This window comes from Methylobacterium thuringiense (assembly GCF_022179645.1).
Taxonomy (GTDB): domain Bacteria; phylum Pseudomonadota; class Alphaproteobacteria; order Rhizobiales; family Beijerinckiaceae; genus Methylobacterium; species Methylobacterium thuringiense.
Genome location: NZ_BPRA01000023.1, coordinates 1 through 24,834 on the forward strand (window position 1 = coordinate 1; position 24,834 = coordinate 24,834).

Annotated in this window: 32 protein-coding genes, 1 tRNA gene and 1 pseudogene; 19 read left to right on the forward strand and 15 right to left on the reverse strand. The window is 65.6% G+C overall.

Features of this window, described 5'->3' with window-relative positions; genetic code table 11:
* Positions 1–478, forward strand: a 478-nt coding sequence (locus MFF07_RS19620) for a hypothetical protein (protein ID WP_238232725.1), incomplete at its 5' end; no start/stop codon positions are given.
* A gap of 90 nt (positions 479–568) precedes the next feature.
* On the opposite strand, the gene MFF07_RS19625 is transcribed toward MFF07_RS19620, so the two are convergent.
* From MFF07_RS19625 to MFF07_RS19640, 4 genes are all read right to left on the reverse strand, one after another.
* The gene (locus tag MFF07_RS19625; RefSeq protein ID WP_238232726.1) at positions 569–1,087 is read right to left on the reverse strand and encodes a Ros/MucR family transcriptional regulator; all 519 of its coding nucleotides are present in this window, start codon (positions 1,085–1,087) and stop codon (positions 569–571) included.
* A gap of 186 nt (positions 1,088–1,273) precedes the next feature.
* Entirely contained in the window at positions 1,274–1,573 is a 300-nt protein-coding gene (locus MFF07_RS19630; protein ID WP_238232727.1) for a hypothetical protein, read from the reverse strand.
* Positions 1,574–1,849: 276 nt separating this feature from the next.
* Positions 1,850–2,611, reverse strand: a complete 762-nt coding sequence (locus MFF07_RS19635; protein WP_238232728.1) for an Ea47 family protein — start codon at positions 2,609–2,611, stop codon at positions 1,850–1,852.
* 2 nt (positions 2,612–2,613) lie between these two features.
* Positions 2,614–2,796, reverse strand: a complete 183-nt coding sequence (locus tag MFF07_RS19640) for a hypothetical protein (RefSeq protein ID WP_238232729.1) — start codon at positions 2,794–2,796, stop codon at positions 2,614–2,616.
* A gap of 86 nt (positions 2,797–2,882) precedes the next feature.
* On the opposite strand from MFF07_RS19640, the gene MFF07_RS22750 reads away from it, so the two are divergent.
* Positions 2,883–3,629, forward strand: a complete 747-nt coding sequence (locus MFF07_RS22750; RefSeq protein WP_373322398.1) for a DUF3800 domain-containing protein — start codon at positions 2,883–2,885, stop codon at positions 3,627–3,629.
* 286 nt (positions 3,630–3,915) lie between these two features.
* On the forward strand, positions 3,916–4,149 hold the full coding sequence (locus MFF07_RS19645) for a hypothetical protein (protein WP_238232730.1): 234 nt from the start codon (positions 3,916–3,918) through the stop codon (positions 4,147–4,149).
* Between the two features lie 679 nt (positions 4,150–4,828).
* On the opposite strand, the gene MFF07_RS19650 is transcribed toward MFF07_RS19645, so the two are convergent.
* Positions 4,829–5,116 carry a hypothetical protein gene (locus tag MFF07_RS19650; protein WP_238232731.1) on the reverse strand — a complete coding sequence of 96 codons (288 nt, stop codon included), beginning with the start codon at positions 5,114–5,116 and terminating at the stop codon, positions 4,829–4,831.
* A gap of 232 nt (positions 5,117–5,348) precedes the next feature.
* Between MFF07_RS19650 and MFF07_RS19655 the strand changes: the two genes are divergently transcribed.
* Positions 5,349–5,522 carry a hypothetical protein gene (locus MFF07_RS19655; protein WP_238232732.1) on the forward strand — a complete coding sequence of 58 codons (174 nt, stop codon included), beginning with the start codon at positions 5,349–5,351 and terminating at the stop codon, positions 5,520–5,522.
* Between the two features lie 11 nt (positions 5,523–5,533).
* Here MFF07_RS19655 and MFF07_RS19660 read toward each other — a convergent pair whose 3' ends face one another.
* From MFF07_RS19660 to MFF07_RS19675, 4 genes are all read right to left on the reverse strand, one after another.
* A complete protein-coding gene (locus tag MFF07_RS19660; RefSeq protein WP_238232733.1) occupies positions 5,534–5,914 on the reverse strand; it encodes a hypothetical protein in 381 nt (126 codons plus the stop codon).
* A 599-nt stretch (positions 5,915–6,513) separates the two neighbouring features.
* The gene (locus MFF07_RS19665) at positions 6,514–6,753 is read right to left on the reverse strand and encodes a hypothetical protein (protein ID WP_238232734.1); all 240 of its coding nucleotides are present in this window, start codon (positions 6,751–6,753) and stop codon (positions 6,514–6,516) included.
* Between the two features lie 311 nt (positions 6,754–7,064).
* Positions 7,065–7,337: a hypothetical protein gene (locus MFF07_RS19670; RefSeq protein WP_238232735.1), complete on the reverse strand. Its 273-nt coding sequence runs from the start codon at positions 7,335–7,337 to the stop codon at positions 7,065–7,067.
* Between the two features lie 329 nt (positions 7,338–7,666).
* Positions 7,667–7,849: a hypothetical protein gene (locus MFF07_RS19675; RefSeq protein ID WP_238232736.1), complete on the reverse strand. Its 183-nt coding sequence runs from the start codon at positions 7,847–7,849 to the stop codon at positions 7,667–7,669.
* 165 nt (positions 7,850–8,014) lie between these two features.
* Here MFF07_RS19675 and MFF07_RS19680 point away from each other — a divergent pair, with 165 nt between their 5' ends.
* Together MFF07_RS19680 and MFF07_RS22755 are read left to right on the forward strand one after the other, a co-directional pair.
* Positions 8,015–8,245: a DUF6894 family protein gene (locus MFF07_RS19680; protein WP_238232737.1), complete on the forward strand. Its 231-nt coding sequence runs from the start codon at positions 8,015–8,017 to the stop codon at positions 8,243–8,245.
* 132 nt (positions 8,246–8,377) lie between these two features.
* The gene (locus MFF07_RS22755) at positions 8,378–8,665 is read left to right on the forward strand and encodes a DUF6894 family protein (RefSeq protein ID WP_373322399.1); all 288 of its coding nucleotides are present in this window, start codon (positions 8,378–8,380) and stop codon (positions 8,663–8,665) included.
* Positions 8,666–8,756: 91 nt separating this feature from the next.
* Here MFF07_RS22755 and MFF07_RS19690 read toward each other — a convergent pair whose 3' ends face one another.
* Complete coding sequence (locus MFF07_RS19690; protein ID WP_238232739.1) at positions 8,757–8,996, reverse strand: DUF6894 family protein; 240 nt, start codon at positions 8,994–8,996, stop codon at positions 8,757–8,759.
* 200 nt (positions 8,997–9,196) lie between these two features.
* Positions 9,197–9,328: a hypothetical protein gene (locus MFF07_RS22585; RefSeq protein ID WP_283206834.1), complete on the reverse strand. Its 132-nt coding sequence runs from the start codon at positions 9,326–9,328 to the stop codon at positions 9,197–9,199.
* A 292-nt stretch (positions 9,329–9,620) separates the two neighbouring features.
* Between MFF07_RS22585 and MFF07_RS19695 the strand changes: the two genes are divergently transcribed.
* From MFF07_RS19695 to MFF07_RS19720, 6 genes are all read left to right on the forward strand, one after another.
* Positions 9,621–9,854, forward strand: coding sequence for a hypothetical protein (locus MFF07_RS19695; RefSeq protein WP_238232740.1), 234 nt, complete (start codon positions 9,621–9,623; stop codon positions 9,852–9,854).
* Positions 9,851–10,069, forward strand: a complete 219-nt coding sequence (locus MFF07_RS19700; protein WP_238232741.1) for a hypothetical protein — start codon at positions 9,851–9,853, stop codon at positions 10,067–10,069. Before MFF07_RS19695 ends, MFF07_RS19700 begins: the two co-directional genes overlap by 4 nt.
* Positions 10,066–10,446, forward strand: coding sequence for a hypothetical protein (locus MFF07_RS19705; protein WP_238232742.1), 381 nt, complete (start codon positions 10,066–10,068; stop codon positions 10,444–10,446). The genes MFF07_RS19700 and MFF07_RS19705 overlap by 4 nt, the downstream gene beginning before the upstream one ends.
* Entirely contained in the window at positions 10,437–10,607 is a 171-nt protein-coding gene (locus MFF07_RS19710) for a hypothetical protein (RefSeq protein ID WP_238232743.1), read from the forward strand. Before MFF07_RS19705 ends, MFF07_RS19710 begins: the two co-directional genes overlap by 10 nt.
* 179 nt (positions 10,608–10,786) lie before the next feature.
* On the forward strand, positions 10,787–11,317 hold the full coding sequence (locus MFF07_RS19715) for a hypothetical protein (protein ID WP_238232744.1): 531 nt from the start codon (positions 10,787–10,789) through the stop codon (positions 11,315–11,317).
* Between the two features lie 529 nt (positions 11,318–11,846).
* Positions 11,847–12,737 (forward strand): tyrosine-type recombinase/integrase, encoded by an 891-nt coding sequence (locus tag MFF07_RS19720; protein WP_238232745.1) that lies wholly within the window; start codon positions 11,847–11,849, stop codon positions 12,735–12,737.
* A gap of 26 nt (positions 12,738–12,763) precedes the next feature.
* Here the strand turns inward: MFF07_RS19720 and MFF07_RS19725 are convergent.
* Positions 12,764–13,954: pseudogene (locus tag MFF07_RS19725) on the reverse strand (DNA-packaging protein); the annotation flags it as partial.
* Positions 13,872–14,573 carry a hypothetical protein gene (locus MFF07_RS19730; RefSeq protein WP_238232746.1) on the reverse strand — a complete coding sequence of 234 codons (702 nt, stop codon included), beginning with the start codon at positions 14,571–14,573 and terminating at the stop codon, positions 13,872–13,874. The gene MFF07_RS19730 and the pseudogene MFF07_RS19725, both read right to left, overlap by 83 nt.
* A 451-nt stretch (positions 14,574–15,024) precedes the next feature.
* Between MFF07_RS19730 and MFF07_RS19735 the strand changes: the two genes are divergently transcribed.
* The 3 genes from MFF07_RS19735 (at position 15,025) to MFF07_RS19745 (ending at position 16,481) form a co-directional block, all read left to right on the forward strand.
* Positions 15,025–15,100: transfer RNA gene (locus MFF07_RS19735), tRNA-Thr, on the forward strand.
* A 324-nt stretch (positions 15,101–15,424) separates the two neighbouring features.
* On the forward strand, positions 15,425–15,883 hold the full coding sequence (locus MFF07_RS19740; RefSeq protein ID WP_147819277.1) for a GNAT family N-acetyltransferase: 459 nt from the start codon (positions 15,425–15,427) through the stop codon (positions 15,881–15,883).
* Positions 15,884–16,295: 412 nt separating this feature from the next.
* Positions 16,296–16,481: a hypothetical protein gene (locus tag MFF07_RS19745; protein ID WP_238232747.1), complete on the forward strand. Its 186-nt coding sequence runs from the start codon at positions 16,296–16,298 to the stop codon at positions 16,479–16,481.
* Positions 16,482–16,740: 259 nt separating this feature from the next.
* On the opposite strand, the gene MFF07_RS19750 is transcribed toward MFF07_RS19745, so the two are convergent.
* Positions 16,741–17,190 (reverse strand): hypothetical protein, encoded by a 450-nt coding sequence (locus MFF07_RS19750; protein WP_238232748.1) that lies wholly within the window; start codon positions 17,188–17,190, stop codon positions 16,741–16,743.
* Positions 17,191–17,656: 466 nt separating this feature from the next.
* On the opposite strand from MFF07_RS19750, the gene MFF07_RS19755 reads away from it, so the two are divergent.
* Positions 17,657–17,872, forward strand: coding sequence for a hypothetical protein (locus tag MFF07_RS19755; RefSeq protein WP_238232749.1), 216 nt, complete (start codon positions 17,657–17,659; stop codon positions 17,870–17,872).
* Positions 17,873–18,375: 503 nt separating this feature from the next.
* The gene (locus MFF07_RS19760; RefSeq protein WP_238232750.1) at positions 18,376–18,585 is read left to right on the forward strand and encodes a hypothetical protein; all 210 of its coding nucleotides are present in this window, start codon (positions 18,376–18,378) and stop codon (positions 18,583–18,585) included.
* A gap of 31 nt (positions 18,586–18,616) precedes the next feature.
* Here MFF07_RS19760 and MFF07_RS19765 read toward each other — a convergent pair whose 3' ends face one another.
* A complete protein-coding gene (locus MFF07_RS19765; protein WP_238232751.1) occupies positions 18,617–21,217 on the reverse strand; it encodes a P-loop NTPase family protein in 2,601 nt (866 codons plus the stop codon).
* A 391-nt stretch (positions 21,218–21,608) separates the two neighbouring features.
* Between MFF07_RS19765 and MFF07_RS19770 the strand changes: the two genes are divergently transcribed.
* Both MFF07_RS19770 and MFF07_RS19775 read left to right on the forward strand, forming a co-directional pair.
* The gene (locus MFF07_RS19770) at positions 21,609–23,600 is read left to right on the forward strand and encodes a quinol:electron acceptor oxidoreductase subunit ActD (RefSeq protein WP_238232752.1); all 1,992 of its coding nucleotides are present in this window, start codon (positions 21,609–21,611) and stop codon (positions 23,598–23,600) included.
* Positions 23,597–24,763: a hypothetical protein gene (locus MFF07_RS19775; protein WP_238232753.1), complete on the forward strand. Its 1,167-nt coding sequence runs from the start codon at positions 23,597–23,599 to the stop codon at positions 24,761–24,763. The genes MFF07_RS19770 and MFF07_RS19775 overlap by 4 nt, the downstream gene beginning before the upstream one ends.
* Positions 24,764–24,834: the final 71 nt, after the last annotated feature.

Consider the following 24,834-nt stretch of genomic DNA (forward strand, 5'->3'; position numbering starts at 1 on the left):
GGCCCGATCGGGCCCCTTCATCGTTCAAGCTGCCGGCCGCCACTGGCCTGGTTTTACTCCGCCACAGCGGCCTGGAATTGGTCCGCCCTTTACAGCCCTTCAGGCGCCAAGCTGCCTCAGCTTAGATTCAGACCTTTGGTGCGCGCAGCAGACCAGGAAGGCTGGCGTAACGACGAAGGCGCTCGATTGCCTCTCACCGCTGGCTTATACCGAGGGCGCCGCAGCGAGGCTCTTAATGTCAGATCGTCCGTCAAGTTTCGTCAGGGATTGGATTTCGGAGAACATCCGCAACGATCCCACATTCGAAGGGGACGTGGATGCCCGCACGGCCAAGACGATCGAGGAATTGAAGAACGAGGCCCGGAAGGCAGGGCTCGACATGACCGACCCCGAACTGGACGACGATCTGCTCTGGGATGAGGTCCACGCTGCAATCGAGATGACCCATGATCCGATGGCCGGAGGGATCAAGGATTAGAGCGCGGCCCGGCTTCTCATCGAGCCGTCGCCGCTTAGCCGGCGCGATCGGCAATGCGGCTTCGGCCCGATGGTGTAGCGGTGGCGTCGACTAGTTGGCCTTCTTCGCCGGCCTTCCCCGCTTCGGCTTGTCAGAGACCGTAGCCGAGGGCGCAGCCACTTTAGCGGCAGCCGCCTGTGGCCCCTTCTGCCGCTGCTGACCAAGCCCAAGGTTTTTAGCAAGCGCCGAACGGGCCGCCGAGTAGTTGTGTGCTACGGTCGGGTAATCCGACGGAAGGCCGTAGCGGGCGCGGTATGCGGCCAGATCCAGCCCCTTGGTCGACAAGTGCCGCTTCAGCGTCTTGTAGGGCTTGCCGTCTACGAACGAGATCAGCGCGTCCGGTGTGATTGACTTGCGGATCTGGGAAGGCGTGGGTTTTTCGACCTCAGGTTCGGCCAGCGCATTGCCAGCAGCGCCGCCACCATTCGCTAGCGCACTGACGGCGGCATGAACGCTGGTCAGCAGCGTCGGAAGTTGAGAGGCCGGCAGTGAATTGTTTGAGATGAAGGCAGCGACAATGTCGGCGGTAAGGTCGACCACGTCGAAGGCAGGGGTCGCAGTATCGTTCATGGAGTAAATCCTTGTGAGTGAAATTTGCTAAGACATCCAAAGCTCGGCCGAGGCAATACGTACTAACCTGGAAATGTCGAATAAATTCACCTTCTGGCGCGGGTCAGACCTGCCTTCGCTACATGATTTATGTCGGCGTCCAACACTGGGTGCAGCTTCCGGTGCCTAAGCAGGCGGAAGCTGCTGCTAAAATTGCCCTGGCTTGAGATCGTTCTGGCGCTCAGAATTCGGCTCACAACGATGCCAAGCGTTTTGGTAACCGGCCTCACCCTTTTTGCCGTAGCACCACCCGATCTGGTCAAGACGGCCGCCTAGACGCTCGCGGCGGTCGCATTCGGATTTGGTCTTGAGCGACTCCGGGTCGGTGCTTCCGCGGCACTCGCCGTTCGCTGTCCGCCATGCCGCGATCAGTTGCTTCGCACTCGGCGCCTGCGCGCCGGCCGCCGTCGATACAATGATAGCGGCACAGACGAGATGGAGGCGCATCGCAGCATCCTAGCCAAGCTGGCTAGTGTGTCGAGATAGGGCCTCGCCGAACCCGCTAGGAAGGGCACAGTCCGACGAGGCCCGCCCACCCTCGCGCGTCAGAGATGCAAGGACGGGTACCAGAGGCTACCGTGGCGTAGCGAGGTGTCTACCGGTCGCGGCTGCGGAAGGCGACGCCAAGAGTGCCAGCACATGAAGCTGTTCGGGTCGCATCTCCGGGGCATGAGATGGGCGATCGATTATACCGTTCTCACATACGGGGCAGCAGGAGGGCGCTTAATCATCGTCATCAATGGAGAGGGGCGCGGCGTCCTGGGCACCCTCTGCCATGACAAAATCCGGCCGAGCGCGGATGTCCAGGACCTCGGCTCTTAAGCCTTTCCGATTATAGATTTTGAAGTGAAGCTGCTGGCTAGAATGCCTGCATTGAAGGTTGAATTGCGGGCGCTCAACACCACACCACTCTGCGACGGCTGACATTGTTTCGCCTAGGGTAAGCCAAGCCCGCGCGCATACATCAACGATATCCTCGTCGATGCTGGGAAGTCGCCAGTATCTCTCGACACAGGGCAGCGAGTCCTCATCTTCGGCCAGAAAACCAAGAAAATCGCCGTTCACCGCTAAAGCGCGGATGAAGGATTTCATAGCATCATCGCTGTCTTCGTTCGGATTAATGGGAAAGCTAAGCCCTAGCTTGATGCCACGGCCTTCCGTAATTCCAAGCGATCCTGAGCTTTCAAGAGCCAGCATACCATGGTGGACAATGTAGTCACGATTATCGGACAGTTTACAGAGCAGTGGATCGGTAGAGAGCCTTTCCCCAAAAGGCTCGAACCAGTCCTTGAAACCAATCTCATTTTGTAACGCCTTGCGAACAAGTGGAGTAATTTCCTTGATAGCCTTTATAAACACGTTGAGATGCCACCGGAAAGCCTCAGCTTCGTGATAGTATCGCTCTAATCCATGTATCCAAAAGTGCGCCTCTTGGAAGCGATCAAAAGCTGGTTCAAGTCGATCTAGCGTACTTTTCTTGGCCACAACTAAAATACGACTGCTAACTTACGCTTGATCAGTTTTCCGAGCGTCCTGTTGGACTGCGCTTCATCCTCGCTCGCGCCCAACTCGCGTGCAGCCTTTATGAGGCGGCGCTTTTGCTCCTCGGGCGTTACATTCTCGGCGCCGAGCTTAGAGAGCCGCTCGGGCTTGGTGGGGGTGTCTGTCATGGTAGAATCTTCACTATCGAGAACGCAATCGCGAACAAGGGCATTGCGACTCGCCGCCTTGCCTACAGCAAGGTATGCTACCGGTCATGTTGGTTCCTGCACCACCCAATCAGCTGCCCTCATTGTCATTCTATGGCGATGCAAGCTCTAAACAGTGCGCCTTCATGGTAGCGGGAGGTTTTGCTGTTAGCGGCAATCGTATAAATGAAGTCGAAGACAGTATAGCCGCTATCCGCGACGATGCAGGTATCAGGTCTGAGTTTCATTGGTCCCAATATAGAGGGGGCAATAGAAGATCGGCCTATGAGTCGCTTATACAATACGGGTTTGATCTCATCAAAACACGAAAAGCCGCATTGCATGTAATTATTGCTAAATTTGATGGATACAATCATCGAGAGAAGGCGGGAGACGATCGAGATACTAGTGTGAATAGGATGTATTATCAGCTATTTCTTCATCGGCTAGCTGCATTCTATGGTCGGGCTCGACGCATACACATCAGGCTTGATGCCGGCAATGATTGTAAAGACATCTGTCGGATGCGAAACGAGTTGTGCGCGGACGCCTACAAAAGACATCAAACAAAGCCAAATTGTATTGTTAGTATAGAGCCGGTAAAATCGGAAAATGTTGGTATTATTCAGCTTACGGACGTGGTTCTTGGCGCTATTGCTGCAAAGCAAAACGCTGTAGCGCACACGTCACCGAAAAAAGACCTCGCTGATTTTGCACTACGCGTTTCGGGCCGACACTCTTGGGCCTCGGACACCGCGCCGAGCGCGCGGTTCCTTACCGTTTGGCACCTCAAAAGTAGGAGCAGGTCCCCCTGAGCCCTAGCCAGAGGCAGGCCCTGGCACGGCTGTTCTAGCCAGCGTATTCAGGCAAAGGAGGCCTTTGTGGAAGATAGGCTTGCTACCGGCGTTTCACAAGCCGTTTGGTACCTCAGCCGCTTGCCAAGGATGCCCCAAGCGCTCAGTCCGCCCGCTTCTTATCGTTCAGGCCCAGCTTCGCCCGGTTGTGGTACCGGAAGTCGAACTCGGCGAGGTCGCGGTGCGAAATACGCTCGCCGCCCAACTCTCAGCCCTGCCTGCCTAGGCGCGACAGCCTGCCGGCGACGTGCCATTCCAGGTTATGGCCAAGGAACCGAGCCTCGACACCTATCTCGTTGCGGTGAAGCAGAAGCGCGAGCCGACGCGGCTCTATGCGCTGGTGGCCACGTCGCCAGCGGAGGCGCTGGAGATCGTGACGGCGCAGGGTTCCGAGGATGTTGTGGTTGAGATAGCCGGCAAGCTGTCGAAGCGCATGGCGAGACCGTACAAGCTCAAGCCCGGCGATCTGATCCTGATCTGATGGGTCTGGGACAAAGCGCAGATGCGTGCACGCGCACCCATTGATGTGTATCAGCCTCCTACCCTTGCCGCCTTGCCTCGGCGGCACAGGATAGACCCACCTTCGCCCCGCAGCGGTCTCCGCTTTGCGGGGCGCTTTTCGTTCGGCAGTTGTGCCCGTTTTGCGCTCGTTTCTGACGCTAAAGGCCGTCATATGTTCGCAGCAAATTGCCGACGTTTTCACTTCGTTCTACGGGGAACCTGCCATGCTCACTGACTCCCCAATCGGCCTGATCCGCAGGCGCCAAGCGGCTGCTAGGCCGTACCAAGGCTCGACGAACGAGAGCCTGTACCACAAGCTCGAATGCGAGGCCGTTGCCGCGCATGCGAAGGATCAGATCCGAGCCGAATTGCTGCTTCGCGTCGATTACGGATCGCCGACGATCTTTGAGCCGAAACGACGTTAGCGGCCTCTCGCCCCTTGGTGCATTTGCTCCGTAAGGCCGCGAAATCATAGCGGGGCACTGGAGCCTCCTATTGCGACAGCTGACCCTCGGCCGTTCGCATGTTCATTCCATGGTACGGTCCGGGTAACGCCGGAAGGGAGGAAGATCCTGCGGCTGGTCGGGACGGGTGAGCCGGCTGACTGGACGAAAAGGGGCCGCCTCTCGGCGACCCCTCGGGCAATGCTTCCGGTCTAATCAGTAGCCGTACCCGCGGCGGCGATAGCCATACCCATCGTCGTAGCCGCGATTGCCGTAGGCGCCAGCCGCTACCGCGCCCGCTGCTAGACCGGCGATCCCGAGGCCGACGGCTGCGCCCGTGCCGATGCCGCGTCCACGGCGACCAACGTACCCGCCATGATAGCCCCGATGCCCGCCGTAATAGCCCCCATGCCCGCCGCGGTATCCAGGTCGAGCATCGGCAGGCACGGCAGCAAGTGCGCCCAGGCTTAGGGCAGCAGTAAGCGTGATTGCGAGTTTGCGCATTCGGCACTCCATTCTAACAGTATGTGAAGCGCCAACTGCGGTAAGGCGCGGCCGTTCCAATGCCGGGAGATAAGCAGCATCCCGAGATGGCCTCGGGTAGGATGACCAGTGCGGCAGATCTGCCCGCCCTGTGAACTTCGAGGATAGCGGGCATAACGCCGATACGCCGCATTGCCCGTGACGCGGACGTCACGCCGAAGCTGTTCGGTCCGTAAGCGTACGGAGGCCAGCGATGTTCACGTTCAGAGAGACGGCCCCGGGCACGTGGCGCTGGTCGTTCGTGTTTCGAGATCAGACGCTCGCGCACGAAGAAGGCTTCGATAGCGAGAGCCGGGCAAGGGCGGCCGCCATGGTGTTCGTGCGAGACGTCGGCGTGGCGCTGAAGAAGATGCCGGCGTGGGGCTAAGCAGGTCGATCTCAGGCCGCAGCTTTGCGCTTGTCAGAGAACTCCCAGATCGGCATCCCGCGCGGCATGCCAGGCGTGTCGCGGTAGCCGGCGGTACGCGTGAAGGCGATCCGGTTGGCCGAAATCGATGCCGCCTTGTCCCCGCTGACCATCAGGACGCCGCACCAGTCGACGCGCAGCGTGCCGTTCTCGGGATGCACCCCGAACAACTCCGACGCCGTCCAGCCGAGCCGATGCGCCTCGGCACCGAACCGATCGAGGAAGTCGAGGGCGTTGTCGCGCATGGTGCCCCATCGCGCCGGAGACAGGTAGCGGCACGGCGGAACGGATGGGCTGAGCCGCTGGATGGCATCACGCCAGCCGGCGACCTCTGGCGGGAGATCGGTGAGCATGGCGCCGAACTACGACGTGGTCAGTCGAGTCGGCTGTAGCCGCCGGGTCACGGGAGTGACCGCACAAAAAAGCGGTATTGTGCAGCAAGCTCTCTCTGCTCTGCCAGCCTGGGCGCGCGCTAAGGCGCAGGATCACTTCCTTGGCCGGCCACTTCCTGCACATCGCATCCGGCGACGGGCCATAGGACGGGTGGCTTCCTCCAATAGCCAAGGCCAAGTCTCGTCACGATGTTGGAAGGCCTGAGAGTGCGACCCTTGGGCTGACCAAGACGCCCTTCCCGATTCCTCGCGACAGCGCTAGCCTCTGAAGATGATCAAGCCTGCGACCGTCGCCATCGTCATCGGCACACCGTCTGGCCTTCGCCATCTGGCCAGTTCTTCCGAGCGGAATGCGGCCTGGCCCGCGGAGGAGGTCTTGAGGTCCCTCGGGGCTGACGTGCTATTGGCGAGCCTTTGGGTCCAGTGTGCCGACCCCGAGGCGGCCAAGCGCCTCACTAGCTACCTCCAGAGCGTGCGGGCCGAGGTGCTTGCGGAGGCAGAGCTTGGAGTTGGGCTAGGCTAGGCTGTACGCTTCCCTACGATTTGTAGGCAGCTGGCGCCTACCGCCAAAACATTTGCATCTCGTCGGGCGAGATGCCGGCCGCCGTCATGACGACGGCGCCACCGACCGCCAGGACTGCAAGGCAGAGCGGAGTCGGAGTGCCAGCATATCGCTCGACGAACGCTGCCAACATCCGTTGCGCGGTCTGCTCGATGTCGAGCCGGCCAGAGCACTCGCTACCCAGATCGTCCCACTCGATGGCGTTGCTGTTGTTTATGATGAAGAAGTACCGGGGCAAGGCATCGCTCTCACGCGGCCATTAAAGACGTTCGGGCTGAGCCCAGTCGGTGCAATAGCACGCTTCGTGGGCCGACTCACTAGCGCAGGATTACTAGTGTAACCCGAGGTTGAATCTTAGACGGCCTTACAGCCTCTCTGCGGCCGGGGCGCTCGGCGAGGCCTGAAGCGCAAAAAGGCCCGGCACGCTTTCCAGCGACCGGGCCTAAGTCAGGATCTCGCCTTGGAAGGCGAAGGGTAGACGGGTGAGCGGTGGGGTTTAGTCCGGCGTGCTTCAGATAGCCCTTCGCCTTCAGGTGCTCGGTCAGCCAGCTAGTGCTTCCTATTGGCTTCCAGCTCGGCAAATGCACCGATGCCATTCTCTTGAACAGCCTGGGCGAAAGCGGCGAGAGCGTCGTCGTCGGTTGTAAAAGTCTCATCCCAGACGGTTGATCCGCCGTCGTGGTCTACGACCTCGAGCTGCCAGGGATCGTTCGGAGCATCAGCAAATCGGTAGATAAAGACGATGACCGTGATGCCTTGCTGCGTGACGCGGCCGCCAAGGGGAGAGAACTGGAGTTCCCGATCGGGTATCGCTGCGGCCATCGTCGATCCAGTTCCGTCGGTTCGAATTCCGCCCTCGCACTCGAACCCGGCAGCCACCTGAACCCAAACCAGATGCGCAGATCAAGAGACGCTTTTGTCCTTCTTGAGCCGAACGCTGCGCCCCTCGCCGTTCTGATCGATAAAGGTCACACCGGCGGCTCTCGACGCGGCATCATGCGTGCACCCACCCAACTCTCAGCCCTGCCGGACTAGGCGCGAGGGGTCTCACCGGAACGTGTGTGGTTACGCTTTGGCTTTGAGCCTAGCAGCGCCCCTGGTGGCATAGGACGGCTACCGACCTCCCAAGCCCACTTCGCCCCGCAGCAGCCTCACGGTTGGCGGGGCGCTTTCATTTGCGGGTCTCCCGACAGTCGCGCCAGATCCTTGGCCACTTCCAGAAGCAGCATGTCGAGAAGGATTCGAGAGCGGAAATCGAGCTTACCGCTCAGCTTTTGGCGCAACGATTGTAGCAGCTCAATCGCATCCTGCAGTTCGTGCACGCGGTCATTCATTCATACCTCCGAAAGCCATCATATAATGGGTTTCTGAATGAGGCATAACCGGCATACGCTTTGAACAAAATTGACATGCCGGGCAGATAATTTATCATGCAGCAAATTATGAATGCAGCCTCATGCGGTTTGCGCTGAGCATCCCGGCAGATTTGAGGGTGAAACTTGCCTCGCTATTTCTTCGACGCAGACAACGGTTCCTGCGTGCGCGATGAGGTCGGCATGACATTTATTGACGACAATTCGGCGAGGGTGGAAGCGATACACAGGGCAGCCTTGTTCGCGAGCAATGCCGATAACCTGGAAGCGCCCGGCGCGATCGTCATCACGGTTCGTGACGAGGCGGACGCGCGGGTGTTGACCGTGCGGCTGGTGTTCCAGATCGAGCGGGGCTGACCCTAAGCGCCCTTGGTGCATTTGCTCCATAAGGCCGGGCTTTTTCGGAATTGGGTAGCAAACTCACCCGGCCCTGCGTCGGGCTTTCAACCGCAACAAAAAGCAACTTTCAGGGCTTAACCTCCGGTAGTTGTGACGGGGGAGGCCAGTTTGGCGCGGTACTTTTTCGATTTCCACGATGGCGAGGTCCGGCGCGACGCTCAAGGCACCGAGTGCGCTGGCCCTGAAGACGTTCGCCGTGAGGTATTGAACACGCTCCCAGAGATCGCCAGACCCCGTATTCCTAAAGGAGGGGGCAATCAGGCTTTCACCGTGGTGGTTCGTAACGAGAACAACGTCCCCGTTTATGTCGCGACTTTAACGTTTGCGGGGGCATGGATGGGTGAGGCTGTTCCAACTGTCGAAGAGCCAATTGAATAGAACCGCCACCGGTCTGCGCGATCTTTTTGGATTACTTTGGTCTGCTAGTTGCAGGCACACGGTGCTAGCGCACTTTTTTGCCGCAAAGATCTCAGCGCCAAAAAATCTGCATTTCGTCCGCCGACAAGGCCGCCGCCGTCATGACGACCGCGCCGCATTCAGCCAGGACAGCTAGGCATAACGGCACCGGCTTACCGGCGTGGCGTGCGATGAAGGCCACCAACCGCTGGCGTGCGGTTCGCTCAATCTCAGAGCGGTCCGAGCATTCGCTTCCTGCCTCGTCCCACTCCACTGCACGAGCGTTGTGTACCTCAAAAAAGTAGCGAGGCATGGCATCTCTTCCCGCAGTTCTTCGGTCTCGGCCGGATTGCACCTAGTGCGTGCGTAGCACGGCCAAAACATCCGATCACTGATGCGGGGATACTAGTATAACCTGAGGTCGCGCCAACCCCGATAATATACCCTCAGGGCTGCAGAGGCGTCCGAGTTGTATCGGCCTCGCGATGGCGCGGGCACGCGGTTAGGCGCGTCCTACTTCAGATAGCCCTTCGCCTTCAGGTGCTCGGTGAGCACCTTCTCGACGAGCGAGGTCAGCGACCGCTGATCGTCGGCGGCGGCGCGTTCCGCCGTCTCTTTCAGAGAGGGCTGGAGCCTCAGGTTCACCTGAGCGGTTTTCGGCTCCTTCGCCATTTTGTGTAGAGACCCGCTTTACATTTTCATCAAAGCGATCCTATGTACATCTGCTTTACAAAGCAACGGCTCGACGAGGGACTGGTACTCCCGCGCCGAGCCTGACCACTCACGTCGCTTGGAGACGAAAATGGCTAGCCACGCTCATAGCACACGCACGCCCTTATTACGCCAGACCACTGGCAGCGCCGGGTTATTACCCGCCAGCTTGCCCGGTGGCCGGATCGTCGCTGCCGGCGGTCCTGTCACCCGCGCCCTGGCTGTCATGGCCAGCGTCGATCCGGACTTACCTCGCATCCGCATCCTGCGCCGGTCGATCGCCGATCGAATCGAGGCGGACATCGCCCTGCTCGATGCGCTCGCGGGCGATCCCGACCTCGAGGATGGTTGGGACGACGAAGACGGCCACGATTCCGAGGGCGGCACCGACGACAACGGGGTGGCCGACTTCAACGGCATCGGCGAGCAAGGCTTCTGCGGCTACCCGGGGTCGCTATGAGCGCCGACGCCCAGATCCGATCAGCCCTTCACCAGATGGAAGACGACATCTTCGCGGTCGAGCTGTTTGCCCGGCTGCTGGGGCACTTCGCCGGCAACAAAGGCATGATCGAGGCCGAGTGCTTGTACGCGCTCAGCGATCCGCTGCTGCAGGTCGGCTTCCGCCTTCGAGAGCAGTTCCGGGAGGCATTCTCGGCAGCGGGAGGGCGGTTATGAGCACGGCCACTTCTCGCAGGGGCATCGTCCGCGGCTTCATCGCGCTCCCGCTCGTGGGCGGCGCCGCGGCAGCCGCGCCTCTCTCAGATCTCGCCATTGCCTGCGACTGGGCATGGCGGCGAAGGATCGCAATCGACAAGCTCGTCTACGCCGAGAACTGGTCTGACGAACGGTTCGAGGAAGAGAGCCAGATGATTGACGCGGTGTTCAGCCGCGCGATCAAGGAACCGTCTCGCAATCATCAGGACATCGCGGCCAAGGCCCGCCTTGCCCTGGAGGATTACGAGCGGTTCACGGCTATTCCGGGCGATCCGCACGACGACGGCGAGCGGATCGTGTTGACGGTTCTGAGGGAGGCGGCGGCGCTATGCGCGTGATCCTCCTGATGCTGGCCGTCGCCAATTTTCGGTGGGGGCAAGCCGCGATCCAGCGAGCAAATTTGCTCACTGCGCAGCGTGACGACGCCTGGGCCGAAGCCGAGCGACGGATGGCTCTCGCCGAAAGCCTCATGAACCGCGGGCGGATCCTCCCGCGCTGATACCGGCCCGGCCGCTTGTGCGACCGACGCAAAATTGCGCTGGCTGCCGCTCCCCAGATCGGGGGAGCGGCTTGCTTGGACCGTCCACCCTACCGAACGAGCTGCTCGCGCTACGCGCCAACCATTTCGCTTGCACCACTTTCGAAGCCGTGTCACAAAAGCGGTTCAAGTGAGCTAGTATGAACCTCGACGATCGATCCTTCACGACTTCAGCGCTGACCGCCGCCGCGGGTTGCGAACCTATGACGTTCCGCACATGGCGGAATCGCAACGGGCTTTTCCCGGAAGTCTCAGGCGGCCGGACATGGAAACGGTTCACTGTCGTCGATGTCTGCGTTGCTCGAGCCGTCGCAATGATGACCTCGCATGGGATCGCGGTCGGCAACGCGATCGCGTTTGCGCAGAATAACCTTAGATCAGAGATCGAGGATTTGCTTACCGGTGAGCGCGGATCTAGCCTCGTCGGCTTTTTCGTTGGGGGCACAAAAAGCGATGATCTAGTCGCTTATGCCGATGAGAGCGGCAACGCCCAGCTATCGAAGCAGAACGCTCGTCCAGAGCCGCCTGCATCCTTCGTATTTCTCGAAGATGCTGCCACGCTCATGGACACGGTGGCAAAGACCAAGGGCATTCTGACGATCATAGATTTGAAGGCGTTGGCGCAACACGTCGTCGACGTGCTCGAGAAGAGGGATCCTGGGAATGCCTGAGCGGGCTCTTCAGGACCAAGGACTCTTCCGGCCTGAAGCTGAGGTGGTGCATCGCCTCAGTCAGGATCCGGCTGCTCTGCGTAGCAACGAAAGAGACGGCTGAAGTCGTCCGATCGCCCCCCGTCTTACCCTTCCAAGGCAACGCTCGCCCACGAGCTCGACGTCTCTGAGAGCACTGTCGACGAGATGGTGCGGCGAGGCGTGCTGCCTAAGCCGCTGCGCCTGTCCGGCGGCTGCGTTCGGTGGTGCTGGCAGGACGTTCAGGCTGCGCTTGTCACCCTCAAGGATGGCGGGGAGACTTCGGTCTCCGATCCATTCCTGAAGGGTGCACAGAATGTCACGAAGACGCCGGAGGGCCGTCGTGCAACTGCCTAAGGGAGTGCATCGCGTTCGATCGCGCGGCCGCGAATATTTCTACCATCAGACGGGTCGCGGTACCGATCACGTCGGCCCTCGGACTCGCCTCCCCGACGATCCCCAGACCCCTGAATTCTGGATCGCCCTCCGACAGGCGCAGGGCGGTAGCGGCATGGCCGTCACGAACACGGTCAACGCGCTGATCGACGCCTACGAAGCATCGCCTGCCTTCACCGACCCAGGAACGCTCTCCGACGGCTCCCGCGAGGTCTACCGCCGCTCACTGCGCATCGCGCGCGATGCCTGGGGCGAGTTGCCGGCTGCGAAGCTGCGCCCGGTGCACGTCCAGGCCGTGATGGATGGTTTCAGCCAGACGAAGGGCAAAGCCAATTCCTTCCTGGGGGCGATGCGCGCGGTGTCGGCCTGGGCGAGCGCCCGCGGTCACATCGAGACGAGCCTCACCGAAGGCGTGAAGCCGTATCCGATCACCGGAGGCCATAAGCCGTGGTCGCCGGCGCAAATGACAGCCGTTCGCGAGCAGCTCACCGGCACCATCCGCCGGGGCGTCATGCTCTACGTCTACACCGGCCAGCGCGGATCCGACGTCGTTCGGCTCGGCTGGACCGACATCGACGAAGGCGGCTTCTCCGTCCGACAGCGCAAGACTGGCCGCGAGGTCTGGTGTCCGATCGTGCCCGAGCTCGCCGCCGAGATGGCGACGTGGGAGCGCCGACCTGGTCCCTTCCTGCTTCAGGAAAGCGGCAAACCGTTCACGCGCAAGCTGTTCTCGAAGCACTTCGCTGCGGTCCGCGATGAGACCCCGGCGCTGGCCGGCGTGACCCTGCATGGTCTCCGCTGCACCGCCGTCATCCGCCTTCGTCGGGAAGGCCTGTCGACCGGGCAGATCAGCGACATTACCGGGATGTCGCTCGCAATGATCGAGCGGTACTGCCGCTTCGCCGACAAGAAGGCGAGCGGCCAAGCCGCCCTGATCAGCCTCAACAGAACGCGAGAAGAACGAGACTGTAAAACATTGCAAAACTGCAAAACAGAAACCTCGTGATCACAACGACTTAGAGGACGAGAGATGAACTCGCAGAGTTCGTCCTCGAGCGCCGGCAGGGCGCCGACATGGTGGACGCGGGATTGCGCGTAGAGCAGCGAGACCGGCTCGGCCCGCAGATACTTGCCGCGCGTCGCCCTGACCGCGGTGACGGGCACCGAGGCGTCCATCTCGGCGAGCACCGTCGAGACCATCTCCCCACCCTGGTTGACCTCGACGACGAGGGCGTCGGCGTCGAGCCGGTGGTAGAGCGCGAGCGCGGCGCGGGCCCAGCGCTCGGGCGGGGCCCGTTGCATCGTCGCGTCGGCGACGACGTAGGCGGCGCCGTCGGGGCCGAGGCCGGCCGCGACGATCCCGCAGGCGTCGGCGCCGGCCCGCGAGGAGACCGGCGGATCGACGGCGACCACGATCCGCACCAGCACCGGAGCCGCCGTCACGCGGGCGGCCTCGATGGCGTCGCGGGTCCAGAGGGCGTCGGGCCGGTCCTCGATCAGCTCGCCGTCGAGCTCCTGCCGGCCGAGGCGGGTGCCGCCGTAGCGCCCGACCACGGTGTCCAAGAAGCCCGGCGCGAGATTGTGGGCGTTGTCGGCGGTGCGGGCCCGCGTCACCACGGTCCGCGAATCCGAAAACAACCGGCGCAACAGCGGGATCGGCCGCGGCGTGGTCGTCACCAGGCCGCGCGGGCGGGTGCCGAGCCGCAGGCCGAACTGGATCATGTCGAAGGCCGCGTCGGCATGGCGCCACTTCGCCGCCTCGTCGGACCACGCCGCTCCGAACTGAGGCCCGCGCAAAGAATCCGGCTCCTCGGCCGAGAAGGCCAGGGCGACCGCGCCGTTGGCGAATTCGAGCCGCCGCCGCGAGGGCTGCCAGCGCGGCCGGGCCCCGCCGAAGCCCGGCAGCGCCAGGAGCCCGGACGGCCCCTCGATCATCACGTCGCGCACGTCCGCATAGGTCTCGCCGATCAGCGCGATGCGTCCGACCGGCTCGTGGGCGAGCGCCGGGTCGCCCTGCGCCAGAGCCCGCACCCATTCGGCCCCGGCGCGGGTCTTGCCCGCGCCGCGGCCGCCGACGAAGGCCCAGGTCGTCCAGTCGCCGGGCGGCGGCAACTGGTCCTCGCGGGCGAGGACCAGCCAGTCATGCTCCAGCCCCGCCAGATCCGCCGGGTCCAGACGCTCCAGAAACGCCCGCGTGTCCCCGCTCAGTTGCGAACGCCTCATAGCGTCGCGCAATGCGGTCGCGGAGGGCGGCGAGATCCTGTGGGGATGCTCCATCCGCGTCTCCGTGGGATTCCGGTTGGCGTGTGCAGGCGTCGAGGTCGTCGAGGAGGCGCTTGAGGCCGCCGAGGTCGCGCAGGACCCTTGCGCTGTCGGCGGCGTCGTCGCCGTTCAGTCTGTCGTCGAAGGCCGCGATCTGGCGGGCGATCTGGGCACGGAGCAATGCGGCGAGATCCAGCGTCTCGTCCGGTGGCGGAGGCCTTGGCACTGGAGGCCTTGGCACCGGAGCCTTGGACTCCGCGATCCCGCAAGCGAGCATCAGGGCGGCGGCGCCGCCGCGCGGCGCGCCCAGGGCCTCGGCGAGATCGGCCGGATCGATGTCGGGCCGGTCGAACAGCCGTCCCACTGCGCGGATGCGGCCCACCGTCCAGGTGCCCGGGTCGGCTCCGAGCTTGGCCGCCCGCGTCCAGGGGCGGATGCGGGCTTCCCGGTTCCAGAGCTTCACCGTGCCGTAGGAGACGGCGATGCGTTCCGCGATCGCGAGCATGGTCAGGTCGGAATCACGCAGCAGCGCCTCGACGGCCTCGCGTGTCTCCAGCGGATAGGGACCGGAAAACGCCATCGCCGCCCCCGCCGTCTCGTCACACCTCTGGAACGTTCATGTTTTGTACTAGAGGAGCGTGCCGGTGTCAATCCTAAAATTCCTATGGAAGGATATTTTAGGATGATGCGACGGCGATTTTCTGGGTGAGGGCGGCAGGCTTCCGCCTTTTCGACAGTCGATAGCCCGCGCATGACGGAGCTTTGCCGATCGTTGGGCAGTGGCGGACCGGAACCCGTAATGCAGCTCGGTCCGCCACCCGTTCGGCTTCGCGGGGCGAGACCGGAGCGGTCCCGGCTTAAGAGCGTCCTGGGTCCGTTGCCGCAATGGGTAGAAAGTACGGTTTTCGATCGCCCCGCCTCTTCCGGCACACCGGCACCGCTGGGCTTGCCCGCTCAAAGGGGGGGCGGCACCGTTACGCATTCCACCCCGCGTGCGCCGGGATGCCGAAGGGGGTAGAGCCTCGTTGCCGGCCGCGGTAGCTCAACAGACAGAGCACTCGCTTCGTTTGCGAGAGATGCAGGTTCAAATCCTCGCCTGCGGCACCAGCCCTGCCCGCCGAGCCGGCCGATATTTTTTCCAGATGAAACGATCGGTCCGCGGCCGTCTTTCGCGAAGGCGGCGCGCGCTGACGCTTTAGAGCCCGCGAAAAAACCCGCCGCGGTTTGCACCGGGCGGGCTCAAGTCGGGTCTCTGCCTTGGAAGGCACATGGGTAAACGATCCACGCGCCACTCTCATCCCGCGACCCCGCCATGCATCGGGATCGTCCGGTGCCGGGTCCCGGCGGCGGGGGAGGGCAGGCGGCCCGTCCGCAAGCCGGATCCGGCCGGCTTGCGGATGACGGCAAGGATCACTCGATGAGACTGTGCGCATGAGCGGCCGCTACGGATTGGAGATCCGCACGGCGACCGAGGCGGACGCCCCAGGTCTCGCCGAATTGTTGCGTGCGGCGGGCCGCGCGGTCGCGCCGCGTGCGCTCGCGCAGCGGATCGGCGCCGTCCAGAATGCCGGCGGCACGGTGCTGATCGCACTGGATTGGGGGCCGCCGAGCGGGCTCGTCGTGCTGCACGGCTACCCGGCGCTGGAGGCCGACCTGCCCTTCGCGCAGATCACGACGCTCCTCGTCGGGCCCGACGATCGCCGCAGGGGCATCGGACGGCTGCTGCTCAAGGCGGCGGCGCAGGCGGCCCGCGTTGCCGGATGCGGAACGCTGCGAGTCTCGGCGGCGCCGGACCAGGAGGACTTGGCGGAATTCTGCCGGGCTGCGGGTTTTGCGGAGGCGGATGCCGGCTTCGTCAGGCCGTTGCGCAAGAAGGCGCAGGAGGCGTGATCGCGGCGACCCTCAGGGCCGGTACGAAAACAGCCCCGCCGCCCGATCCGATCACGGGCTGGCGGGGCGTCGTCGTGTTCATTCGACCTGAGCCGATACGCAACGTGGCTCGACGACAACCATGCCCACGGCCAGTTAGCCGATGAACAACGGCCTGCGGCGCGACTGTCCCGGATCGAGATTGCCGGTCTCGGAACAGGTCCGGCCCCTGGGGGCTTCTTCCTGCATCGCACCGTTTCCGGTCGATCGGTCCGATCCTCCCTCTCCTGCGGGGGGAGGGCGCGGAGCAGGGGCGCAGGTTGCCTTGCCGCCGGCTTCGCCTTCTTCCCCGGCGCATCCCCACGGGGGCAGGGCGCCTCTACGGCGATCGACGCCTCCGGCCGGAAACCGTGCTCACAGGGAGCGACTGCGCATGACGACCACGAACAAGCCGATTCCCCCGACGATCGACCAGACGAAGCAGGAGCCAACCGGCGGACCCACCGCGCCCGTCGCCTCGAACGACAAGAAGCGCGAGGGGCCGAAGACCGGCGGATACGACGACAACTCCCCTGATCGCACGTCGAGCAACGAGAAGGGGGGCTACGGCGCCGGCTGATCGGTTCGGTCGTGAGCATCCTTCTCCCCGCGGGCAGGGAGAGGGATGCGCAGAGCCGGTTTCGGTCAATCGGAAAACAGTATGAGACCGAAGGGCGATGAGCCGGGGGTTCGCCGCTATTCGCTCACCCACAGAAAACCCGGCCGCCTCGATGGGAGACGGCCGGGTTTTTTTTGCCGATCAGGCAGAGCGCCCGAATGCTGTCGTGACAAGGGCTCCACCGATCCGGTTTCCCAATCGGCGGAGCCCATGCCGAACCTCAGTAGCCGTAGCCGTAATAGGCGGGGTAAGGCCGACGGTAGCCATAGCCGTAACCACCATAGCCGACCGGCGCGTAGCCATAGCCGTAGCCACCGTAACCCACGGGCGCATAACCGTAATCGTAGCCACCGCCGTAGCCACCATAGAGGCCGCCGGCTGCGAGGCCGAGGCCTACGCCAAGTCCGAGGCCGCCCAGGCCGAGGCCGATCCCGCCGCGACGACCGTAGAAGCCGCGCCCGTAACCGCCGCCGAAGCGAGCGCCACGGAAGCCGCCGCCATAGCCGCCGAAGCGCGCGCGACGGAAGCCGCCGCCGTAACCGCCGCCACGGAACCCACCGAAGCCACCGCCACGGAAACCACCGCCCCGGAAGCCCTGCGCATCGGCGCTCGCTGGCATGAAGGCGAACGCGGCGACCAGGGCCGTCGAGGCAAGAGCAAGACGCTTCATAAACATCATCTCCAATCTGGATGTCTGGCGCTGCAACGTCGTGGTCGCGCCAAGGGATCCGGTTCGCTCGCCGGCGGATTGTCGCAGAAATGTTTCGGCGTGTTGCTGTGTGCGGCAGCGCACGGAACAGCGCTATAGCCTCAGGTGACCGGCAATATTCGTAGGCATGGATTGCTGCTCGTCACGAAGGACCTGTTTTTACTGCTCAGTGATGAACACGATCGATGGTCGGGACGCGGTGCGCCGGCAATTATTCCGTCCCCGCGGCCGGGCCGGACAACGTGCTATGCCGCACAGCCACCCTGTCGCTGCAATGCAACATGGCCAATCTGAACCGAACCCGGCTGCCGGCGTCACGGTCCGTTCAAGGATCCGGGACGAGTGTGAGCGGGTCGGGCTGCGACGGACCGGGTTTCGGATTCGTGCAGGATCGCAAGATATTCCCGTGACGGGAAGGACAGACGTGATGGAAACCGAAGCACTCGACCGGCCCGCCGACCTCGCCGTGTGGCCCGCCCTCGCCGGAAGCGCGGCGCGCGCGATCTCGACGCATTATGCGAGCCTGCGCGAGGCGCTGAGCGCCGCGGCTCGGGTGCTGGCCGACCCCTCCAAGCAGCCCTGGATCGTCACCGAAGACGGCGAGATGCTCGCCCCCGTCACGATCCGCGCCTACCTCAACTGATCGACTGCGGCTTGATGCCGATTCCGGTCGGTCCGTTCGATACCACGGCCCTTTCCCGGACGCCTGGAACGCAGTGGAAGGTGATCCGGGACCCAGCGCAAATAAGGACCGCGCCAGCGGCTCGATTCGAACGGCGCAGACGTTTCGACGCTTAGCGACGTCGTTATGCCGGGCCCCGGATCGGGTTCGGGATGCGGCGGTTGCCGACCCGCGGGGATGCGCTTTTGGCGAAGGCGGCTACCGCTTCGGCTCGGAATGGATGGCCGGCTTCCAGAATCCGCAGACGACAACGACGCGGTGCGCGGATACGCCAAGGCCTGGACGCGCGAGCACGTCTCGGAGACGGCCGCTCCTTCGTACCGCTTCCCCTGCCCGACGGATTTCACGCCGTGACCGCCCCGGTGTCCTCGACCGGCCCCGAGCGCTTCCTGCTTTCTCCGTTAACCATTCATCAACCATAGCACCGCCAACCTGTCTCCCGACGGGACTCGTATGGGCAGGCCATGACTCGCAGCCGGGATTTCGACGCACTCAGCGAGGCTCAGGTCGCCGCGGGACGGACCGCTCGCCGCAGCGTCACGCCTGAAGCCGGGTTCCGGCCGCCGGTCGCGAAGACCATGTCCGAACTTCTCGACACCATCCAGCACGTCGCCGAGGCGGCGACGGGCGAACGCAGCTTCCTGCATATCGGGCCGCAGCACGGCAGGCGCTGACGCGCGGTCCGCCGACGCCTGCAGGCGCCAATCAGGCCGCGTGCGAGGTGGCGGCATCCTCCGCAACAGCGTCGACCGAGACCGTCACGGTGTTGCGGGCGACCGTCAGGACTGCATCGAATGGTGGCAGCCGGCCGAGGGTCTCGGTGTCGGGCAGGCAGACGATCAGGCCCATGCCCTGGCGCATCATGCGCAGACGCATGATGCGCGCAGCGATCTCTTCCGACTTTCGCTCGTCCGGCAGCAGGCCGACGACGAGAATATCCGGCCGGCGCACGAGGCAGCGGACGAGATCGATGGCGACGCGCTCGCGCGGGCCGATGCCGGCCTCGCTCAGGCCCTGCCGGCGCGCCAATGCCGTGCCGGGGCCGCTCGACGTGACACGGCTGGCGAGGCCGAGCCGGTAGACCGTCGGCTCCAGCCCCTGCTCGGCCAGCACCTGGCGTACGAGGGTGCGCACCCGCCCCTCGGCACCCGCCTCCCCTTGCGTGATGCGCCCGAACAGAACGTTCTCTTCGAGGCTGGCGGCGGCCGTGACGCGGGCGGGATCGTAGAGGTCGACCTTTTCACGGAATTTCGGCGGCATCAGGCGCGCGAAGGAGCGGCGTGCCGCGACGATCCGCTCCTCCAGCTCCGCATCGATCAGGCCGAAGCGGTGGCGGGTCTCGCTGTAGCGCAGGGTCAGGCCGATCAGGCGCTCGCGGTCGCGTTGCCCAGCGGGCCCCCGCCGGCGGCTGCGCCCGTCGGGTTGGCGGGCGATCAGGTCTTCGAAGAAACCGCGCTCGCGTGCCGGAAACAGCGAGAACGCATCGAACAGCGGGTGGTCGTCCGGCAGATCCGAAAAGATCTCGACGGTGGAGCGGGCGATGCTCAACCCCATCTCGACGAAGGTCCGGGTCAGTCCTTCCGCCTCCAGGACCGCTCGCAGGTAGGGATGCCGGGCGAGGCGCTCCTCGGAGAAGGTCGGGCCGACGGCCTCGCCGAACAGGATGTTCTCGCCGACCGCCGCCTGATGGTTGTAGAGGGCCGGATCGAACGGCTCGACGAGACGGGCCATGCCCTGTGCGGCGAGCGCCTCGCGCACCGCCGAGCGGGCCGCGACGATCGCTGCGGCGGCGGCGGGCTCGTCGTCCGGGTCGATGGTCCCCTCGAGCCCTCGCGCATAGATGAGCGCATCGAGCCCAGAGAGTTTGAGAAGCGCGATCCGGCCCTTTTCGCCCAGCGCCTCGCGCTCGTCGGTGCGCGCGCCGTAGAGCAGGTTCTGCTTGAGTGTGCCCTCGATCAGGATCGCTTCCGAGCCGGCGAAGGCGATGCGGTGGGCACGCTCGGAGGGGTCGAGGCTGCGCAGGTCGACGCCGCCATAGGTGATCGCGCCGACGCTCGGCTCGATCTGGCCGGCGAGCAGCGCCGCCAGCGCCTGGGCGCCGCTGCCGCGACCGCCCACGATGGCGACATGGGAGGGCATGCGCAGGTGGGCCGCGAGGCCGGTGAGCCGCTCGCCGCTTGCCGGATCGTAGGCGCCCACGTCGGCGGCGCTCAAGGCGCCCGAGGCCGGGAAGGCCGCGCGGCGATGCTGGGCCGGGCGCTTGTCGGTCAGGCCGTCGAGGGTCTGGGCCAGCCGGCGATAGGTGGGCGTGACCTCGATCCGGAGGAACCACAGCCGCAGGAAGGCCGTGACCAGGCCGGCGGCCAGCACGAAGGCGCCGGCCGCCGCCGCGAGCGCGCCGGGCAGGACCCGCTCGGCCTGCACGGGCTCGCCCGGACCGCGCCAGAGCGCCGTCGCCACGAGGATCGCCGGCAGCAGCACGGCGAGGGCGAGGGCCGGCGCGCGTGCATAGGCCAGCGCGCCCTCCGCCCGCGCCAGGGTGCCGTGGGTCGCCCGGGCGCGCAGCCCGAGCCGCCGTCGCTCGAACATCGCCGAGCCGTGCGCGCGCACCGCCGGCATCCTGAGGATCAGGTCGCCAAGCCCGGCCTCCGCAGCCGCTCTTTCCCGTTGGCGCAGGTCGCTGCGGTCGCTGCCGCGGCGGATCTGGAGCGCACGGGCAAGGCCGATGGCGAACAGGCCGATCGCCACCGCCGGCACGAGACGCGGGGCCGCGAGCGCGGCGGTGAGGAGCGCCAGGAGAATCGCGGCGAGCGTCATGGCCGGCACCAGGATGCCGGCGGCCGGCAGTCCCGCGAGCGCCGCACCGATCAGGGCGGGCAGGGCCCTCACGTCCTCGCGGGCGCCCGGCGGCGCCCGCAGGATCGCGTCGGTGGCGGCGGCGCGCAGGCGGGTCGCCGCCCGGGCCTGCGCGGAAAAACAGACCCGGGCGACGAGCCAGCCGAGCCCGGCGAAGGCGAGCGCCGAGGCCGCGAGGCCGACGAGCGCCGCGAGTTCGAGCCCGTCCTCGCTCAAGCGGAAACCGGAGGCGATCGGGAAGAGCCGCGCTGGCTCGCCCGGAAACGGCAGTGCAAGGGCCAGGAACGGCAACGGCCCGGACTGGCCTGGGCTCAGCATGCAGATCAGGTCGCGCAGGCAGAGCAGGGCGAACAGGGCGAGCGGCGCGCCGAGGCCGACCCCGAGCGCCACGGCCGTCGCGTGCTGCCGCCGCGCAGAGGACCACGCGAACAGGATCGGATCACGCTCCATCGACAGGCCGCCTACGGCTTTGATGGTGGTATTCGATACGCATCATGTCCGGAGCGGCTTAGAGGATCGCAGGATTTCAGGGAAGCGCGGGCATGGGACGGCAGGGCCGTGCGGCATGTTGGAGATTCGGTCTGGGCGGCTTTTTGGATGAGCCCGGTACCGCTAGGGTCCGCCCGGGGTGCGAATTACCGTCCGGACCTCACGGAAACCGATGGCTTGCCCCAGATCGATCCCGCGATGACGAACCGTCGGCAGACCTGCGCCGGCGGGCCTGTTTCCGCGCCGTCATGCCCAGGCACGGCGGGCCTCGGATGGGCGTAGCGACCGCGGGATCGCGGGGACCGTCCTCAGGAGGACTTGTCCCGGCGCATGGCAGGACCGGCTGAGCGCAATGTCGGCGAACCCTGTCCAGCATCCGAAACAGCGCCTCTACGGCGAACGCATCATCGCGGCCGACGAGACCGTCGAGGGCATCGGTCGGACTGTGACCGGCATCGTGCTCGCTCCGTCCCCCCCCGTGCACTGGTGGATCGCTTTCGCCGGGGCGTGCGGGCTCATCGTCGTGTTTGCCGTCTCGCTCGTCCATCTCTGGGCTGGGAACGCGGCGACGCCGGTCGTTTCGGCGCTCGCCATCGCCAGCTACGACTGGTGGGTCGGGATCGCCCACGGCAGCCTGCTGGTCTCCGCGGTGCTGCTGCTCGCCGGCGTCGAGTGGCGCTGCGCCGTCATTCGGATCGCGGAAACGGTCGCGTTGCTCGGCGCGATCGTGGCCGGGTTCTACGCTCTGCTGCCTCTCGGCCGACCGGGCTGGCTCGATCCGGCCTTGCCCTGGCGCGGCGCCGTCGGTCTCCTTCCACCGTTCGGTTCGCCCGCGGCCTGGGACGCGACGGGCCTCGCCTGCTGTATCGTGGTCTGTGCCGGCCTCTGGTATGTCGGGCTGCTGCCCGATCTCGCGACCCTGCGCGACGGCGCGGTCGAAGCGGCGCAAGCCCGGGCCAAAGGCGATGGCGCCGGACGCCCGCCGTCTCTGCTGCGGGCGCGGGTCTTCAGCCTTCTTGCGGTGGGCTGGCGCGGCTCGGCCGTGCAATGGCAGCGCTGGATCGAGGCCTATCGCGCCATCGCGTTGCTCGGCGCGCTGCTCGTGATCGTGCTTCAGGCCGGCGCCTCGGTGGAACTTGCGGGCTCGGCACCGCCCGGCCGGCACGACACTCTGCTGCCGGTCACGCTCCTCGTTGGCGCAGTGCTGTCGGGCGTCGGGATCACGGGCGCACTCATCGTGGTTATCCGCGCCGTCTACGCCCTCGGCGGCCTCATCACCCGGCGCCACCTCGACGTCCTGTCTCGAATGATCCTCGTGCTCGGGCTCGCCAGCCTCTACTGCCACGTCGCCGAGACGCTCTCGACGCTGCTCCACGGCGACGCCGTCGCCCGTGGGATCGTGGCACGCGGCGTCGACGGCGACCTCGCCTGGATCTCCTGGACGATCGTCGTTTGCGGTCTGCTGCCGGTGCAGGTGTTCTGGCTGCCGCGCGCCCGCCGCTCCGGCCTGCTCATCGCGCTCGTCGGTGCCCTCGTCGCCATCGGCACCTATGCCGACCACGTCATGCTCCTCGTCGTCTCGCTGCAGAGCGAGGCCGTGCCGCTCCCGGCGGATGCGAACGTGCCCGGGATCGGGGACGTCGTCACCTTCGCGGGGTCGATCGGGCTGTTCCTGGCGCTGCTGCTCCTCGTTCTGCGCAGCCTGCCGATCGTCTCGATCGCCCAGACCCGGCAGCTCGCCATCGCCCACAACGCGCCCGAGGCGACCGCCGCGGTGGCGGCCGGGCCGGACGACACGGATGTCCCGATCCGGCAGATCGGCGCGGCCTTCGCAACCGAGAAATCCCTGGCGGCCGCCGTCTCCGCGCTGCTCGGGCGCGATCGCGGTTTCCGCCTCGATGCCTGCGGCCCCGTGCCGATGCCGGGCGTATTCGCAGCGCTGCGACCGGTGGAGCATCCGATCCGCCGCACGGCGCTGGTCAGTTCGCTCGCCGGCGGGTTCGGGTTTCTGGCGCTCTGCCTCGCCGGGGCACTCTGGCTGTCGCCGCTCGGCACCGGGGCGCGGCTGCAGGCGTCCTGGCCGTTCTTCGTCCTGCCGAGCGTCGCTGTGGCGCTGGCGACGGGTACGCTGGCGATCCTGGTCACGCTCCTCGTGCGCAGCCGGCTGCCGCAGCGTAGCACGGCCATCGAGGGACCCGGCTTTCCGCGCTCCGGCCGGAACCGCTTCCGCCTGACGGCCGAGATCCGCGACGGCATGGACGATGCCGAGCGCATCGCCCGGCGTCTCGCAGGCCTCCCTGCGGATGCGGGGCGGCCGTCGGCGATGCGCCGGGTGCCGCGATGAGCCCGGACGCTCACCGCCGATCGCTGGCCGGCGCGCGCGTGCGCGCCGTGACGGCCTTGCCGCGGACGGCCCGCGCCTTCGCTCTCGATCCGCGGCGGCGAGCTGCCGTCGGGCTCGGTATCGGCGCGGCGGCCCTGTCGCTGGCCTTCCTCCTCGGCGGCTGGCGGGGCGGGATGGTCTCCTACCTCCCCGCCTGGCTCTGCCTGCTCGCGCTGCCCGCGGGGGCGCTGCCGGTGGCGATCATGGTCGAGCGCGCCGATGCCTGGCGGCCGCAGCCGGAGACGGCGCTGCTGGAGACCCTGCGCTGGCTGCTCACGCTGATGCCGGTGGCCGCTTGCCTCGTCCTGCCGATCCTGTTCGCCCTGCCGGTCCTCTATCCCTGGGCGGCGGGCGCGCCGCAGCCGAGCCCCCTGGCCGCGATCTGGTTCACCACGCCGTTTGTGCTCGCCCGCGTCTGCATTGCCTTCACCGTGTGGATCGCGCTGGCGATCCTCTTCGCCCGCCGTGGCGGAGAACCCTGGGGCAAGGCCGGCCGCATCGACGACGGACGCGCCGTGCTCGGCCTCGGGCTGCACATGCTGTTCGGATCGCTGATGGCGGGCGATCTGGTGATGGCGGCCTCCGCGCAGTTTTCCTCAAGTTTATCCGGCCTGCTGCTGATGGCAGGCTGGAGCAGCCTCGCGCTCAGCGCCGCGATCCTCGTCGCCCCGCCGGATGTCGGCCCCTCGCGACGGCGGCTCGACCGATTGACCCCGCTCGCCATCCTCCTGGCGATCTGGGCGGCGATGCACATCGTGCAGGCCCTGATCCTGCGACCCACCGACCTGACCGAGGCCGCCGCCTGGTACGCAGCCCGCGGCAACGCCGGGGGCCGGACGCTCGCCGTCTTCGCCGGCGCCGTGGTCGTCCTTGCGGCCGCCACGACCCTGAAACCCGGCGAATACCGTGCCCGCCTCGTCGCAGCGCTGGCCCTCGCCGTGCAGATGCTGGCGCTCGCCTGGCTCGTGACGCCGTCCCTGCGCGGCACCTTCACGATCACCCTCGTCGACACCCTGGCCTTCGTCGGCGTGGCGGGTCTCGCGATCGGGCTGCAGCCGCTGGCGCGGCGGTTTTTTCCGGGGCTCGTCGTCGCGGGGGCCGCACCCGCGCCGCCGCACCACTGACGGTCGTCCCCGGCGCTTTTCAACCCGGACGCCCTTGCTCTACACCGGCGGGGCTTCAACCCGCGAAAAAC

What these genes read in the sequence shown, in the direction of transcription:
- MFF07_RS19715 (WP_238232744.1), top strand. Translation starts at nt 10,787, where the DNA reads ATGAACCTCGACGATCGATCCTTCACGACTTCAGCGCTGACCGCCGCC.
- MFF07_RS19670 (WP_238232735.1), bottom strand. Translation starts at nt 7,337, where the DNA reads ATGGCCGCAGCGATACCCGATCGGGAACTCCAGTTCTCTCCCCTTGGC.
- MFF07_RS19690 (WP_238232739.1), bottom strand. Translation starts at nt 8,996, where the DNA reads ATGCCTCGCTACTTTTTTGAGGTACACAACGCTCGTGCAGTGGAGTGG.
- MFF07_RS19630 (WP_238232727.1), bottom strand. Translation starts at nt 1,573, where the DNA reads ATGCGCCTCCATCTCGTCTGTGCCGCTATCATTGTATCGACGGCGGCC.
- MFF07_RS19625 (WP_238232726.1), bottom strand. Translation starts at nt 1,087, where the DNA reads ATGAACGATACTGCGACCCCTGCCTTCGACGTGGTCGACCTTACCGCC.
- MFF07_RS19710 (WP_238232743.1), top strand. Translation starts at nt 10,437, where the DNA reads ATGCGCGTGATCCTCCTGATGCTGGCCGTCGCCAATTTTCGGTGGGGG.
- MFF07_RS22750 (WP_373322398.1), top strand. Translation starts at nt 2,883, where the DNA reads ATGTTGGTTCCTGCACCACCCAATCAGCTGCCCTCATTGTCATTCTAT.
- MFF07_RS19740 (WP_147819277.1), top strand. Translation starts at nt 15,425, where the DNA reads ATGAGCGGCCGCTACGGATTGGAGATCCGCACGGCGACCGAGGCGGAC.
- MFF07_RS19745 (WP_238232747.1), top strand. Translation starts at nt 16,296, where the DNA reads ATGACGACCACGAACAAGCCGATTCCCCCGACGATCGACCAGACGAAG.
- MFF07_RS19675 (WP_238232736.1), bottom strand. Translation starts at nt 7,849, where the DNA reads ATGAATGACCGCGTGCACGAACTGCAGGATGCGATTGAGCTGCTACAA.
- MFF07_RS19660 (WP_238232733.1), bottom strand. Translation starts at nt 5,914, where the DNA reads ATGCTCACCGATCTCCCGCCAGAGGTCGCCGGCTGGCGTGATGCCATC.
- MFF07_RS19755 (WP_238232749.1), top strand. Translation starts at nt 17,657, where the DNA reads ATGGAAACCGAAGCACTCGACCGGCCCGCCGACCTCGCCGTGTGGCCC.
- MFF07_RS19765 (WP_238232751.1), bottom strand. Translation starts at nt 21,217, where the DNA reads ATGGAGCGTGATCCGATCCTGTTCGCGTGGTCCTCTGCGCGGCGGCAG.
- MFF07_RS19700 (WP_238232741.1), top strand. Translation starts at nt 9,851, where the DNA reads ATGAGCGCCGACGCCCAGATCCGATCAGCCCTTCACCAGATGGAAGAC.
- MFF07_RS19720 (WP_238232745.1), top strand. Translation starts at nt 11,847, where the DNA reads ATGGCCGTCACGAACACGGTCAACGCGCTGATCGACGCCTACGAAGCA.
- MFF07_RS19730 (WP_238232746.1), bottom strand. Translation starts at nt 14,573, where the DNA reads ATGGCGTTTTCCGGTCCCTATCCGCTGGAGACACGCGAGGCCGTCGAG.
- MFF07_RS19750 (WP_238232748.1), bottom strand. Translation starts at nt 17,190, where the DNA reads ATGAAGCGTCTTGCTCTTGCCTCGACGGCCCTGGTCGCCGCGTTCGCC.
- MFF07_RS19640 (WP_238232729.1), bottom strand. Translation starts at nt 2,796, where the DNA reads ATGACAGACACCCCCACCAAGCCCGAGCGGCTCTCTAAGCTCGGCGCC.
- MFF07_RS19650 (WP_238232731.1), bottom strand. Translation starts at nt 5,116, where the DNA reads ATGCGCAAACTCGCAATCACGCTTACTGCTGCCCTAAGCCTGGGCGCA.
- MFF07_RS19775 (WP_238232753.1), top strand. Translation starts at nt 23,597, where the DNA reads ATGAGCCCGGACGCTCACCGCCGATCGCTGGCCGGCGCGCGCGTGCGC.
- MFF07_RS19695 (WP_238232740.1), top strand. Translation starts at nt 9,621, where the DNA reads ATGGCCAGCGTCGATCCGGACTTACCTCGCATCCGCATCCTGCGCCGG.
- MFF07_RS19655 (WP_238232732.1), top strand. Translation starts at nt 5,349, where the DNA reads ATGTTCACGTTCAGAGAGACGGCCCCGGGCACGTGGCGCTGGTCGTTC.
- MFF07_RS19770 (WP_238232752.1), top strand. Translation starts at nt 21,609, where the DNA reads ATGTCGGCGAACCCTGTCCAGCATCCGAAACAGCGCCTCTACGGCGAA.
- MFF07_RS19760 (WP_238232750.1), top strand. Translation starts at nt 18,376, where the DNA reads ATGACTCGCAGCCGGGATTTCGACGCACTCAGCGAGGCTCAGGTCGCC.
- MFF07_RS19705 (WP_238232742.1), top strand. Translation starts at nt 10,066, where the DNA reads ATGAGCACGGCCACTTCTCGCAGGGGCATCGTCCGCGGCTTCATCGCG.